The organism is Rhizobium bangladeshense, assembly GCF_017357245.1.
GTDB lineage: Bacteria > Pseudomonadota > Alphaproteobacteria > Rhizobiales > Rhizobiaceae > Rhizobium > Rhizobium bangladeshense.
On record NZ_CP071612.1, the window covers coordinates 772068 to 785924 of the forward strand.

General features: G+C 58.7%; 16 protein-coding genes. 12 read left to right on the forward strand and 4 right to left on the reverse strand.

Annotated elements, in window-relative coordinates:
* The first annotated feature begins 98 nt into the window (after positions 1-98).
* Complete coding sequence (locus J2J98_RS03685) at positions 99-635, forward strand: gluconokinase (RefSeq protein WP_207602364.1); 537 nt, start codon at positions 99-101, stop codon at positions 633-635.
* On the opposite strand, the gene J2J98_RS03690 is transcribed toward J2J98_RS03685, so the two are convergent.
* From J2J98_RS03690 to J2J98_RS03700, 3 genes are all read right to left on the reverse strand, one after another.
* Positions 625-1872 carry an NAD(P)/FAD-dependent oxidoreductase gene (locus J2J98_RS03690; protein ID WP_207602365.1) on the reverse strand — a complete coding sequence of 416 codons (1248 nt, stop codon included), beginning with the start codon at positions 1870-1872 and terminating at the stop codon, positions 625-627. The genes J2J98_RS03685 and J2J98_RS03690 overlap by 11 nt on opposite strands.
* Before the next feature lie 72 nt (positions 1873-1944).
* The gene (locus J2J98_RS03695) at positions 1945-2448 is read right to left on the reverse strand and encodes an isoprenylcysteine carboxyl methyltransferase family protein (protein WP_207602366.1); all 504 of its coding nucleotides are present in this window, start codon (positions 2446-2448) and stop codon (positions 1945-1947) included.
* Positions 2445-3497 (reverse strand): type III polyketide synthase, encoded by a 1053-nt coding sequence (locus tag J2J98_RS03700; RefSeq protein WP_207602367.1) that lies wholly within the window; start codon positions 3495-3497, stop codon positions 2445-2447. Before J2J98_RS03700 ends, J2J98_RS03695 begins: the two co-directional genes overlap by 4 nt.
* A 167-nt stretch (positions 3498-3664) precedes the next feature.
* Between J2J98_RS03700 and J2J98_RS03705 the strand changes: the two genes are divergently transcribed.
* Genes J2J98_RS03705 through J2J98_RS03715 form a run of 3 tightly spaced genes read left to right on the forward strand, consistent with a single transcriptional unit; the run spans position 3665 to position 5650 of the window.
* Positions 3665-4201, forward strand: coding sequence for a tetratricopeptide repeat protein (locus J2J98_RS03705; protein WP_207602368.1), 537 nt, complete (start codon positions 3665-3667; stop codon positions 4199-4201).
* Between the two features lie 46 nt (positions 4202-4247).
* Positions 4248-4853: an RNA polymerase sigma factor gene (locus tag J2J98_RS03710; RefSeq protein WP_207602369.1), complete on the forward strand. Its 606-nt coding sequence runs from the start codon at positions 4248-4250 to the stop codon at positions 4851-4853.
* Positions 4850-5650, forward strand: a complete 801-nt coding sequence (locus tag J2J98_RS03715; protein ID WP_207602370.1) for an anti-sigma factor family protein — start codon at positions 4850-4852, stop codon at positions 5648-5650. Before J2J98_RS03710 ends, J2J98_RS03715 begins: the two co-directional genes overlap by 4 nt.
* A gap of 28 nt (positions 5651-5678) precedes the next feature.
* Here the strand turns inward: J2J98_RS03715 and J2J98_RS03720 are convergent, their stop codons facing one another.
* Entirely contained in the window at positions 5679-6476 is a 798-nt protein-coding gene (locus J2J98_RS03720) for a glycosyltransferase family 2 protein (RefSeq protein ID WP_064711255.1), read from the reverse strand.
* Positions 6477-6725: 249 nt separating this feature from the next.
* On the opposite strand from J2J98_RS03720, the gene rfbA reads away from it, so the two are divergent.
* From rfbA to J2J98_RS03760, 8 genes are read left to right on the forward strand one after another with little or no spacing between them, the layout of a single operon-like run.
* Entirely contained in the window at positions 6726-7637 is a 912-nt protein-coding gene (gene rfbA / locus J2J98_RS03725) for a glucose-1-phosphate thymidylyltransferase RfbA (protein ID WP_207602371.1), read from the forward strand.
* 22 nt (positions 7638-7659) lie between these two features.
* The gene (locus J2J98_RS03730) at positions 7660-8034 is read left to right on the forward strand and encodes a sugar 3,4-ketoisomerase (RefSeq protein WP_082928014.1); all 375 of its coding nucleotides are present in this window, start codon (positions 7660-7662) and stop codon (positions 8032-8034) included.
* A gap of 1 nt (position 8035) precedes the next feature.
* On the forward strand, positions 8036-9142 hold the full coding sequence (locus J2J98_RS03735; RefSeq protein WP_138393898.1) for a DegT/DnrJ/EryC1/StrS family aminotransferase: 1107 nt from the start codon (positions 8036-8038) through the stop codon (positions 9140-9142).
* Positions 9139-10017, forward strand: a complete 879-nt coding sequence (locus tag J2J98_RS03740) for an ABC transporter permease (protein ID WP_138393897.1) — start codon at positions 9139-9141, stop codon at positions 10015-10017. Before J2J98_RS03735 ends, J2J98_RS03740 begins: the two co-directional genes overlap by 4 nt.
* Positions 10017-11336 carry an ABC transporter ATP-binding protein gene (locus J2J98_RS03745; RefSeq protein ID WP_064710826.1) on the forward strand — a complete coding sequence of 440 codons (1320 nt, stop codon included), beginning with the start codon at positions 10017-10019 and terminating at the stop codon, positions 11334-11336. The genes J2J98_RS03740 and J2J98_RS03745 overlap by 1 nt, the downstream gene beginning before the upstream one ends.
* Positions 11333-12313, forward strand: a complete 981-nt coding sequence (locus tag J2J98_RS03750) for an NAD-dependent 4,6-dehydratase LegB (RefSeq protein ID WP_138393895.1) — start codon at positions 11333-11335, stop codon at positions 12311-12313. Before J2J98_RS03745 ends, J2J98_RS03750 begins: the two co-directional genes overlap by 4 nt.
* Positions 12306-13019, forward strand: a complete 714-nt coding sequence (locus J2J98_RS03755) for a nucleotidyltransferase family protein (protein WP_064710828.1) — start codon at positions 12306-12308, stop codon at positions 13017-13019. Before J2J98_RS03750 ends, J2J98_RS03755 begins: the two co-directional genes overlap by 8 nt.
* On the forward strand, positions 13012-13857 hold the full coding sequence (locus tag J2J98_RS03760; protein ID WP_138393894.1) for an NAD-dependent epimerase/dehydratase family protein: 846 nt from the start codon (positions 13012-13014) through the stop codon (positions 13855-13857). Before J2J98_RS03755 ends, J2J98_RS03760 begins: the two co-directional genes overlap by 8 nt.

A 13857-nucleotide genomic window follows, 5' to 3' on the forward strand; every position in this document is an offset into this window, starting at 1 on the left:
AAACCTGAGCAATTCCAGGAAGCGCTTTTCCCAGGCAAAGCGCGAAGCGATTTTGCCGGGAATTGCACTAGACGAAAGCTTAGATGCTCGGAGGAAGCATGCCGGATCAGCGGATGAACAGACCCCACGCAATCATCGTCATGGGGGTCAGTGGCTGCGGCAAGTCCTCGGTCGGCGAGAAGATCGCCGAGGCCTTGCGCCTTGACTTCGTCGAAGGCGATGCGCTTCATCCGGCTTCCAATGTCGAGAAAATGTCGAAGGGTATTCCGCTGACCGATGAGGACCGGATGCCCTGGCTCGACCTTATCGGCAAACGCATGCAGGCATCGCTGGACAAATGCGAGGGCATCATCGTCTCCTGCTCGGCGCTGAAGCGCATCTATCGCGACCGGCTGAGGGCTGCTGCCGGCAATCTGTTCTTCGTCTACCTCGAAGGCTCCAAGGCGCTGCTGGCCAAGCGCATGGGCGAGCGCAAGGGGCATTTCATGCCGGTCTCGTTGCTCGAAAGCCAGCTGGCGACACTTGAGGTGCCGACAGGCGAACCCGGCGTCGTCACCGTCGACATCGACGATACCGTGGAAGGCATCACCGTGACGGCCCTCAGAGGTCTCTCCACCCTCGGCGTCACGGCTTGAATCGTTTCGGCGAGTAAGCCGAGATATCGATGAACGGCGTCTCGCCGGTGATGAGTTCTGCAAGCACGCGGCCAGTCACCGGCCCGAGCGTCAGCCCATGATGGGCATGGCCGAAGGCAAACCATAAGCCCTGATGGCGCGGCGCCTTACCGATGACAGGCATCATGTCGGGCGTGCAAGGGCGCGCGCCCATCCATGGTTCGGGATCGAGCCTGCTTCCGAGCGGGAAGATCGTACGCGCCACGGCTTCGGCCCGGTCGAGCTGTACCGGCGTCTTCGGCGCGTCAAGCGTTGCGAACTCCGCCCCTGTCGTCAGGCGGATGCCGCGGTTCATCGGCGCCAGCAAATAACCCCGTTCGGCATCGAGCATCCAGTTGTTGAGCACGGCATTGCCTTTGGCGGCATAATGCATGTGATAGCCGCGCTTGACGCCGAGTGGGAAGGAATAGCCGAGCCGGCGCGTTGCGACAGCCGCCCACGGCCCGAGCGCGAGGACTGCATCGTCCGCTTCGAGCGGGCCTTCCCCCGTCATGATCTTCCAGCCGGCGCCGAACTGGCCGAGCGAGGCGGCGTCACCGGTGACGAAGCGGCCGCCGAGGCTCTCGAAATAGCGGCGATAGGCCGCTGTCAGCGCATGCGGATCGAGCACCGACCAGGGATCGCGCCAGCGGATACCGCCGGCGAAACGGACGGTAATATCGGGTTCGATGCGGGCGATATCGGCGGACGTGAGGCTGTCATAGGTCACGCCGAATTCGCTCTGCCAAAGGGCGGCCTCGGCGAGCGCCTCGTCGCGCGTCGCCTCGGTCCGGAAGATCTTAATCCAGCCGTCCTTGCGGATCAGCGCCTGCGCCTGCGAGGCCTCGATCAGGTCCTTGTGCTCGGCAACAGAGTTTTCGATCAGCGGCGCATAGGCCCGTGTGATGACCGCGTGGCGCCGGGCATTCGAATTCCACCAGTAACGGGCAAGAAAGGCGAGCTGGCTTGGCAAGGCACTGAGATGATAATGGGCATCGATTTCGTTGTTGAGTGCATAACGCAGCAACAGGCCGAGTTGCTGGGGAAAGCCGTAGGGCGCGACGCCTTCGCGCTGGATCAGGCCGGCATTGCCGAAGGAGGTTTCGCTGCCCGGATCCTTCCGATCGATCAGCGTCACCTGCCGGCCGCGCCGCTGAAGATGAATTGCCGTTGACACCCCGACGATACCGGCGCCGAGCACGATTGCGTTCTTGGTCATTCCCCTGCATTCCGCTTTGTCGTCGATTGAAAATGCCCCCGCCGATCCCACGGCGCAAACGAAAAATCGCATCTATTTCAAAATCATTGCGCTTTCCAGTGCAGCATTTTCGGCCTTTACGCGCACATGCAGGATGGCGGCATTGAAAAGCGAAAAGACGATCGTATAGACCGGCAGGCCGAAGGCGAGGGGAAGGGTGGCGATCTCGCCGATGACGATCGCATAGTTCGGATGCCGCAGGAAACGATAGGGGCCGGAGCTGACGAGCGGCGCTCCCCGCAGGATGACGATGCGTGTCGTCCAGCGGTCTTTCAGCGTCGCCAGCACCCAGAGCCGTAACGCCTGCAGTCCCATGAAAACCAGGAACCAGAAGAGCTGGACCGGCCTGCCCGGTGCCAGCAGCCAGAGGCCGATGATCCAGGCGGTATGCAGCGCCACCATGACGGGATAGTGCTCCGGGGCAACTTCCCGGCCGCCGCGGGCAAGAAGGGCAGCGGTGTTGCGCCGGGCGATGACAAGCTCGCCCAGCCGCTGCAGCGTCACGAACGTCAGGAGCGCGATCGACGGCCACATCATGCCGCCCTCCGCAGCGTCACGCAGCTCGCGGAAAAACCCGGCCCCATGGCGATCATCGCCGCCCGCTCCGGCAGCCCGGCGCGGATTGCCCGCTCCAGCACGAACAGCACGGTCGGCGAGGACATGTTGCCATATTCGGCAAGCACGGCTCGTTCGTGATCGAGCGTACCCGGTGTCAACGAAAGCGCGCTTTCCATCGCAGCCAGCACCTTCATGCCGCCGGGATGGCAGATGAAGCGGTCGATATCTTCCGGTCTAAGCCCGTTTCGCGCCAGAATGGTCGTCACCGCCGGGGCGAGCTCCCGTTCGGCGAAGGGCGGCAACGATTGCGCCAGCACGACGCCGAAACCGCCATCGTCGATCTTCCATCCCATGATATCGAGTGTGTCGGGAAAGAGGTGTTCGCCGGTCGATTCCACCTCTGCCAGCCCCTCTCCACCGGTTCGCAGCACGCAGGCGGCGGCACCATCGCCGAAAAGCGCCGTCGCGATGATGTTCGGCCGCGTCAGCGCATCCAGCCGGAAGGCGAGCGTGCAAAGCTCGATCGAGACGAAAAGCACGACGGCGCCCGGCCGGCTGCGAGCCAACCGCGCGGCGATCGCAAAGCCGGAGACACCGGCGGCACAGCCGAGCCCGAAGACCGGTACGCGCTCGATATCTCTCCTGAAGCCCATCCTGCTGCTCAGCTGCGCATCGAGGCTCGGCGTCGTAAAACCGGTGGAAGAGACGGTGACAATACAGTCGACATCGCCGGCGCTGAGACCTGCCCGGTGAAGTGCCGAGGTGGCCGCCTCGACAAAAAGGGCGCCCGCCACCTCCGCATAGGCCTGCATGCGGTCTTGCCAGCCATGGGTTTCGTCGAACCAGGCCAGCGGCCGCGCCGCGTGGCGCTTCTGAATGCCGGCGCTGTCGAAGACGCGGGCAAGATGCCGGAAATCCTCGAACCGATCGCCAAACAGCCGCGCCGAGGCTTCGGCCGCCTCTTTCTGGAAGATGACATGTTCGGGGGTGGCGACGGCGAGGCTGACGAGTTTGACGGTATCGGTCACGGAATTCTCCTTGGCGTTCCCGGCGCACGCTGAGAACACCCGGTTCCGATGATCTATTCGGCCTCGGGGCTTCACGAAGCAGTGATGGAGAAAATGGAGAGGCCGGCGAATAAAGGCTGGGGCAGCGGTGTTCTCTCCCCGCAACGTCACTTTCGAGGAGTTTTCCCATGACGATCACGACAGTCCGCATCGCTTCCATCCTTCTCGGTGGCTGCCTTGCCGCATCTGTGTTTTCCGGCCCGGTCTTTGCGGTCGGCAATGACAACAGCACGATGCCGACCTGCAAGAAGGGCGAGATCTACGACCAGAAGACCAAGAAATGCGTCAAGCAGCAGGGCGCCAATGTCTCGGATGAGAACCGCACCGATTATGCCTATTCGCTGGCCAAGGCCGGCCGCTATGAAGAGGCGCTTGCCATGCTTGACACGGTCAAGGACCAGAACAGCGCCGAGGTGCTGAACTATCGCGGTTACGCCACCCGCAAGCTCGGCCGCACCGACGAAGGCATCTCCTATTACCTGCAATCGGTGAAGATGGATCCGCAATACGCCAAGGTCCGCGAATATCTCGGCGAAGCCTATGTCATCAAAGGCCGGCTCGATCTCGCAAAGGAGCAGTTGAACACGATCATGACGATCTGCGGCACCGCTTGCGAAGAATATCAGGATCTGAACGCTGCGATCCTCGACCCGTCGAAGATCTGAGCGGCAGGCCATTGGGCGGGAAATTGAAGCGGGAAAGGATAACCGAATGTCGGTCGCGCGCACCACATTTCCTGCCTATAGTCGCATGAGAACGGAATCGCCGGTCTGTCAGGCGGTTCCAAGCAAGGCAGGATCGGCGGAGGCGGCTATCGCGAGCGAAGCGGATATCAGGAGCGGCCTGACGGAAAACCTGGCCAGGCTCTGGCGTTATGGCCTCGTTCTCTCGCATCAGCGCGATGTCGCCGACGACCTGGTGCAGGCGACCTGCCTGCGCGCGCTGGAGCGCGCCGATCAGTTCCTCCCCGGCACACGGCTCGACCGCTGGCTGTTTTCGATCCTGCATTCGATCTGGCTGAACGAGATCCGCTCGCGCCGGGTGCGGCAGGGCCAGGGTTTCGTCGATGCCGGGGAGGCGCTGAGCTTCGACGGCGCGCAAAATACTGAAATGCATGTGATGGCGGGGCAGGTGCTGAAGCAGGTAAATGCGTTGCCCGAGGCGCAGCGGACGGTGGTTTTCCTCGCCTATGTGGAAGGACTTTCCTATCGCGAGGTTGCAGGCATATTGGATATTCCGATCGGAACCGTGATGAGCCGGCTGGCGGCCGCCCGCGCCAAGCTCTCCGGTGCCGGACCAGAAGGGGGACGGCGATGAGCACGAAACACACCATTCCCTCCGACGAGGACCTCACGGCCTTCATCGACGGCGAGCTGCCGGCGGAAGAGGCCGCCCGCATCGAGGCCATCGTGAAGGACGACGAACGCGTCGCCGAAAGGCTGGAATTCCTGACGCGCGCCAGCCTGCCGTTCGAGCAGGCTTTTGCCCCACTCCTCTCGGAGGCCCCGCGCCAGAAACTGGAGGCGATGCTGGCCGCCATTCCTGCGCGTGAGGGCGCAAAAACCGGCTTTGCGCCTGCTGTTACCCGCCGCCGCTTCCTCGGCGCGCTCGCCGCTTCGCTTGTCGCCGGCATCGCCATCGACCGCGCCGCCATCGGCATCGGCAGGCGCTTGTTCCCAAAGGACGAAAACAGCGAATGGCGCGCCGTGGTCGCCGATTATATTTCGCTTTATACGGCCGAAACGCTCGCCGGCCCCGTTCCCGGCAGGCAGAACCAGGCCGCCCAGCTCGCCAGTCTGGACGAGAAGCTCGATCTATCGCTCTCCCCCGAAGCTGTCGCGCTGCCGGGAATCGATTTCAAGCGCGCCCTGCTGCTGCAATATGACGGCAAGGCGCTCGCCCAGATCGCCTATCTCGACCCCGAGACCGGCCCGATGGCGCTCTGCATCGTTAGATCTGACACCGGGCCGAAGGCACCCGACCTCGAAAACCGCAAAGGTATGAATGTCGTCTACTGGTCGAATGCGACGCATGCCTTCATGCTGATCGGGCATGCTGCGGCGGACCGAATGACGGCGATTGCGGATGCAGTGCGGGGGAGGGTGGCGGTGTGACCGGCCATTGGCGGCGGCTTTAAGCTGATTAGTGCCGCGATCGATTGCGCATCAGGAACTGGCCCAGCCGGTTCACAATCTTAAAGGCCCAGAACATCGATGTTGAGACCTTCAGGCCGTTGTCGGCAAGGGCGCGCAGCACCTCCTTGTTCTGACGCGATATATTTTGAACGTTCTTGTTCGTGGCGCCCCCCAAGCGCATTCTGACCAAGACTCGCGGGATATAGGTTGTTCTGATCCGCGCGACTTCCAAAAATCGCATCATCAGCTCGACGTCGGCCGCAAGCCGGTAACGCAGATCAAACCGCCCGAACCGGTCATAGATGTTGCGCCGAACATAGAATGTTGGGTGTGGCGGGCACCAGCCGCGTGCGAAGAGACCGGATTTGAAGGCTCGGGATTTCCAGTATCGGATCTCGCGATCCACGTGCCGGTTGGAAACATAGACGAGGTCACCGTAGCAGCCGTCATATGCTTCATCTTCCAGCGCAGCCGCGACGGTTCCGAGGGAGTCGCTGCTCTCGAAAACATCGTCGGCATTCAGGAATCCGATAATATCACCCGTCGCTAGACCAATTCCTTTGTTCATTGCCTCATAGATACCTCCGTCCGGTCCCGAAAGCACACGGCGGTTCTCCGCCGGCGCCGAAGCAATGATGGCGAGGGTAGAATCCTGCGAGCCGCCGTCGACGATGATGTGTTCGAAATTGCGGTAGGTTTGAGTGTCGATGGACCGTAAGGTATCGGCAATGGTCTGCTCGACATTCCAGCAAACGGTAATGAGGCTTATCCGGGGGGCGCTTGGATTGGCGGTATCTGCAGCCATTTTGACGGGTGTCTTGCTCACATTCTAACGGGCGAAATCTAGCCGACCCGTAGCAGACGGAAAGGCAGTACCGCAATCGAGTACCGCAAGTTATCCTCGATCAACGCCCGATTGACGAGCGGCGGCGGCTCCTTCTCTCGCTAAGTGCATTGCATGCGGATCGATCTAACTGTAGTGAGCACTGTCGAAGAGCGATGTGATCACGACAAGCTCGTGATTGCACACGAATTACCGGTTGCAGGAGGTCTCTTGTCTTCGAAGAAAAAGCTGCGCAAGGGCATATTGCTCGCGGGGGGCTCAGGCACTCGGCTGCATCCGGCGACCCTTGCCATCTCGAAGCAACTTCTTCCGGTTTTTGACAAACCGATGATCTATTATCCCCTGTCGACGCTCATGCTCGCGGGAATCCGGGATATCTTGATTATCTCCACACCGCAGGACACACCGCGTTTTGAACAGCTGCTGGGTGACGGCGCCCAATGGGGATTGAACCTTCAGTATGCCGTGCAGGCTGCGCCCGAAGGCATTCCCCAGGCATTCTTGATCGGCAGGGAATTCATCGGGCAAGAGGCAACCGCCCTCGTGCTCGGAGACAATATCTTTTACGGCAACCTGCTGACACAGGATTTATCCGCGGCTTCCGAGAGATTGGATGAAGCGACGATCTTCGCGTATAAAGTCCACGATCCCGAACGGTATGGCGTGGTGGAATTTGACGGGGAGGGCAAAGTCCTAACCTTGGAGGAAAAGCCATCCAGGCCCCGCTCTTCTTACGCTGTCACGGGTTTATATTTCTACGACAATGACGTGGTTGACATTGCTGCCGATTTGAAACCCTCGCTGCGTGGTGAAACCGAGATTACCGACATCAATCGGCATTATTTGTCGACCGGCAGGCTGAACGTTGCCGTCCTGGGGAGAGGGCATGCCTGGCTTGATACGGGCACGCACGATTCACTCCTTGAAGCGAGTCAGTTCATTGCCACCATCGAGCGGCGCCAGGGGCTGAAGATTGCCTGCCCCGAGGAAATCGCCTTTCATTTGAAATACATAGATGCCGAGCAATTGCTAAGGCTGGCGGCTCCGCTTGAAAAGAGCTCTTACGGACGATACCTCATCAGCCTGGTGAGGGAGCCAGCTCCGCATTTCCCGCCTGGCTGACCCGCAAAACTGGAAACCAATCTTGTCTGCTTTCACCCTGCTTACGTTGAAGACGATGTCCGACGCACGAGGCGCGTTGACCGTCATGGACGGAATACTACCATTTCCGGTCGTCCGTAGCTTCTGGATCTATGGTGCCGACGGATATACACGCGGCGGTCATCGTCATCACAAGACTCGGCAGGCTTTGGTGGCGATTTCGGGAAGCGTGGTGGTTTTGATGGACGATGGAAAAGCGAGGGAAGAGATCACCTTGTCGTCACCGGACCAGTGCCTGCTTGTCGAGCCAAGGGACTGGCACGAAATGACCTTCGGTCCCGGTTCAATCCTGCTCGTTTTTGCCTCTCGCGGATATGATAAGGATGATTACATCGACACTCCCTATGAACGGCTCTGAGATGATTGAGTATGAAAGTCTTGCGCAGGCCAACCGCGCGCTGATGGAAGAGTTGGAGGCGGTTGCTTCCCATGTCATTCGTTCCGGGTGGTACGTACTTGGCAACGAGGTTTCCTCTTTCGAAGCTGAATTCGCCGCCTTCGCGGAAAGCAAACATTGCATCAGCGTGGCCAATGGTCTGGACGCATTGATACTGTCGATCGAAGCGCTCGATCTGCCGAAAGGCAGCGAGATTATGGTTGCTTCCAACACCTATATAGCCACTATTCTGGCAATTCTTCGCGCGGGCCACAAACCCATCCTGGTGGAGCCCGAGCGCGAAACCTTCAATATCGATCCGGAACGGCTTCCTGCGGCGCTGACATCGAACACGCGCGGAATATGCGTGACGCATCTTTTCGGCAAAGCATGCCGGATGACTGAGATCGCCACGTTTGCAAGCGAGCATGGTCTCAAAGTGATCGAGGATTGCGCGCAGTCTCACGGCGCGCGCTATGACGGCAGGCTGACGGGCACCTTCGGAATTGCCGGTTGCTTCAGCTTCTATCCTACGAAGAATCTGGGCGCCTTGGGAGATGCCGGTGCGATCGTCACGGATGACGATGCGTTTGCCGATCGCTTGAGACATATGCGCAATTACGGCTCGAAGAAAAAATATGAGAACGCCTATATCGGAGTAAATTCCAGGCTTGATGAGATGCAGGCGGCATTCCTGCGTGTTAAACTCCGTCACCTCGATCAGGTGACTGAGCACAAGCGGGCACTGGCCGATATCTATTTTGCCAATCTGCCCAAATGGCTTGCGCAGCCGCTTCGCCGATCTGCCGAGTTTGACGTGTTTCATATCTTCGCGATACGTCACCCGGCCCGCGACGAATTGCGTCAGTGGCTGCTCGATAACGGCGTCAAGACCGAGATTCATTATCCGATCGCGCCGCACAGGCAGAAGGCAATGCAAGGCATTCTTTCCGGCGATTATCCCATTGCCGATGAGCTGCATGCCACCGAACTGAGCCTGCCTATTTCGGCCGGGCATAGAAAGGATGAGATCGAGCGCGTCTGCAGCCTTCTTGCTGCGCTCCCGGAAAAGCTGAAGTTGGCGGCATGACAGAGCAGATGAAAGGACCGGCCTCGGCACGTGAGAATGACGATTGGGATATCGTTATCAAGCCTTCGAAGGGCAACGCGCCGGATCTTGGGCTGGTCTGGCGATATCGTGATCTCGTCTGGATGTTCTTCAAGCGCGACTTCACGACATTTTACAAACAGACGGTGTTGGGGCCGGTTTGGTACATCATCCAGCCGTCGCTGACGGCCATGACCTATTATGTTGTGTTCGGGAAAATTGCTAACCTTTCCACGGACGGCCTTCCGCCTTTCTTGTTTTACATGTCGGGCACCATAATCTGGAGTTATTTTGCTGCCTGCCTGACCAATAATTCCGAAGTTTTCTCAAAAAATGCCAATTTGTTTGGGAAAGTTTATTTTCCCCGACTTGTGGTGCCGCTCTCCGTTGCTATGAGCGGCCTTGTCGCATTTGCTATCCAGTTCCTGCTCTTGCTGACGGTCGCGGCTGGGATGAAAATCGCAGACCCGGATCTGGCATTGAGCTACTGGTTCCTGCTTATGACACCGCTGGTATTGCTCTATACGGCAGTGCTTGGCGTTGGTGCTGGCCTTGTTGTTTCCGCTCTTACGGTCCGGTTTCGCGATCTCGTTTATGCGGTCGGGTTCATGACGCAACTGTGGATGTACGCTACCCCGATCGTCTATCCATTCAGCCAGATCCCGGAACGCTATCATTGGTTCTATTACATCAACCCGATGACGGCACCGGTTCAGGCCTTCCGCTGGGCGCTATTTGACGTTTCTGCTTTGCCTGTCGGTCTCCTTCTTGCCAACCTTGGGGTGACCGTTGCGATCACCATATGCGGGCTGGCACTTTTCTCGCGCGCGGAAGCCAACGCGATGGATACCGTCTGATGAACGATATCGTTATTCGAGCTGAGCATGTCAGCAAGCTATATCGTCTTGGCGTGATCAATCACGGCACCCTCTATCGCGACCTTCAGAGCTGGTGGGCGAGGTGGCGCAACCTTCCGGACCCGAACGTGTCGGTCTCCGACTTTGCGTCTGATCGCGGCAGACCATCGCGCCTGAAGGGTGACATCTTCTATGCGCTTGATGATGTCTCCTTCGAGATCGGACACGGCGAGATCGTCGGCATTATCGGCAGGAACGGAGCCGGGAAATCGACGCTCCTGAAGGTCATGTCACGCATCACCATGCCCAATGCGGGCTTCATCGGTATACGCGGCAGAATTGCCAGCTTGCTTGAGGTTGGTACCGGATTTCATCCGGAGCTAACCGGTCGAGAAAACGTCTATCTCAACGGCGCCATCCTCGGCATGAGCCGTGCCGAGGTCAGATCCAAATTCGATGAGATCGTCGAGTTTGCTGAGATCGGCGAGTTCATTGACACCCCGGTGAAGCGATATTCATCCGGAATGTACGTGCGCCTGGCTTTCTCCGTTGCGGCGCATCTCGAGCCGGAAATTCTTTTGATTGATGAGGTATTGGCTGTCGGCGACGTCAACTTCCAGAATAAATGCATGGGACGCATGCAGGAAGTCACGAAGGCTGGTCGAACGATTATCTTTGTCAGCCACAATATGACTGCGATCAGCAGCATCTGCCCGAAATCGATCCTGATGGCCGACGGCAAAGTCGCTGCGATGGGCGATACCGCAGATGTGATAAAGGCCTACCTCGACCGCCCGGAATTCGGCGGCACGGCAATTTACTCGGTCAATCCCGAGGACGTCGATGGAAAGGCGGTCATTTGCCGTGTTGCGGTACTGAACGAGAAGGACGAGGTTTCGGGAACGGTGGAACTGTCTAAGGGCTTCTCCGTCGAGGTCGAATACGAATTGAGGGAGCCGCTTTCCGGCCTCTCGGTCGGAATGCAGATCATGATGGAGGACGGCTATACTCCCCTCGTCAGCCTTTCCGATCCCGAACTCGATGTGGGGCGCCTCGACGCCCGGCCAGCCGGCTATTATCGAGCCCGCGTCAAATTTCCCGGATGCCTTCTCAACACGGGCACGTTCTACGTGCGGCTGGGGATATCGAGCCGGTTCTCGATATATTCCGTCGCCGAGGGTATTCGGTTTGACGTAGAGGACAATGTGGGAATCATCCAGATGCTGGGTCAGCAACGGAAGCCGTCGATTTCGGCGATACAGTTACCTTGGGAGGTTGAGAAGGTCTTCCTGCGCGATTCTGAGGGTGTTTTGAAATGAAGAAAGCGCTTGTCACCGGAGCAGACGGGTTCATCGGCTCTCATCTTGTCGAGACGCTAGTCAGGTCGGGCGTCGAAGTTCGCGCCCTCTGCCAGTACAATTCGTTTTCCAGCTGGGGTTGGCTGGACCAATCCGAACATCGTGGCCAGTTCGAAGTAATCCTCGGAGACGTCCGTGATCCCGCGCAAATGCGCGCCGTCGCTAAAGGCGTGGATACGGTTTTCCATCTCGCCGCTCTGATTGCGATTCCCTATTCCTATCAGGCACCCTCAAGCTACATCGATACGAATGTGCATGGGACGTTGAATGTTCTTCAAGGGGCTCTCGACGCTGGTGTAGGAAGGGTGATCCAGACTTCGACGAGCGAAGTTTATGGCACGGCGCGTTTCGTCCCGATCAGCGAAAGCCATCCCCTACAGGCGCAATCTCCCTATTCGGCGTCCAAGATCGGCGCCGATGCGATCGCCTACAGCTACCATTCGAGCTTTGACCTGCCCGTGACGATTGCAAGGCCTTTCAACACGTTCGGCCCGAGACAATCTGCAAGGGCGGTTATTCCGACAGTCATTTCACAGCTTCTGAGCGGGCGGACGACGCTGAAGCTTGGCGCGCTTTCGCCCACCCGCGACTTCAATTTCGTGCAGGATACATGCGACGGCTTCCTGGCTCTTGCGGCCAGTGACGAAGCCGTCGGCCAGACGGTCAACATCGGCTCCGGCAGCGAGATCTCGATCGGCGAGACCGTTCAGTTGATCGCCGACCTCATCGGCGTCAATGTGGAGGTCGAATGCGACGAACAGCGCTTGCGCCCCACAAACAGCGAAGTGGAGCGCCTGTGCTGCGACAACAGCCTGATCAAGTCCCTGACAGGATTTTCCCCTCGCTACAGCTTGGAGGACGGGCTCGAGGCAACGATCGAATGGCTGCGTCAGCCGCACAATCTGGCGCGGTATAAGGCGGATATTTTCAATGTCTAGACGTGCAGTCATTCTGGCGGGAGGGATGGGAACGCGGTTGCGGCCCTATACTGTCGTCCTACCAAAGCCTCTGATGCCGATCGGTGATTATCCTATTCTCGAGGTCATCATTCGTCAGCTGATATCAGGCGGGTTTCAGCACATTACCCTTGCCGTCAACCACCAGGCGGAACTGATCAAGGCGTTTTTCCAGGATGGCGACAAGTGGGGCGTACGCATCGACTATTCGCTTGAGGACGAGCCGCTTGGCACGATGGGGCCGCTGCGGTTGATCAAGGATCTGCCGGAGAATTTCCTCGTGATGAACGGAGACATTCTGACGGACCTAAACTACGCCGATTTTCATGATGCTCATGTCCGTGACGGCAATATCTTTACGATTTCGTCCAAGACACGGCAGCATCGCATAGACTACGGCGTTCTTGATACAAACGAGGCGGGACGTCTGACCGGCTTCCGGGAGAAGCCGACCGCTGAATATAAAGTCAGCATGGGCGTCTATATGGTGTCTTCGCGGGCGGTCGAGCACATTCCGCATCGGGGTGCCTATGGCTTTGACCAGCTGATGCTTGATCTCCTCGCGGCCGGAAAGCCGGCCACCGTTCGCGATTTTCCCGGCTATTGGCTCGATATCGGACGCCCGGACGATTATGCACAGGCGATCGAGCAGTTCGAAAACATGCAGTCCAGGTTCTTGAATGGTTGATGCCATCGTCACCGGTGCTGGCGGCTTCCTCGGGAGACGTCTGGTAGAGCGGCTTGAACAGGCCCGCATTGATGTGCTGGCGCTGGACCGGACTCATGGCGACATAAGTGAGGAGGGGACGTGGCAGGAACTTCCCCCGGCGCGTACGCTGTTTCATCTAGCCGGCAGGACATTTGTTCCCGACAGCTGGACGCAAGGCCCGAGCTTCACGGCTGCCAACGTTCTCGGGACGCAGCATGCTTTGAACTGGTGCAAACGGAACAAGGCCAAGCTTATATTCTCAAGCGCCTATGTCTACGGAGTGCCGGAGCGGCTGCCGATCCACGAGACTGCTCCGGTCAGACCCAGCAATCCCTACGCTCTTTCCAAACATCTTGCCGAACAACTCTGTGAGTTCGCCGCCACACACGAGCAGATACCAGTGGTGGTATTGCGCCTTTTCAATATATATGGGGTTGGGCAGCGCCCGGAATTTCTGATACCGACGCTTCTGAACCAGGTAAGAACCAAGCAGGAAATACAGGTCATGGACCTCAGTCCGCGGCGGGATTATGTCTTCGTTGACGATGTCCTGAGCGCCTTCGCAAAAGCCATGAACGTGTCTGAAGGCTATCATTGCATTAACATCGGCTCCGGCATGTCTTATTCGGTGCAGGAAATCATCGATATCTTGCAGGAAGCTGCCGGCACTGATCTACCTGTAGTGTCGTCTTGCGCTGTTCGGCGGAATGAAATACCTGACGTGCGGGCCGACATTACGCGGGCTCGCGCCGTTCTCGGATGGCGGCCGGAATGGGATCTGCCGGCCGGGATCCGCGAGCTGATGAAGGAGTCGTAA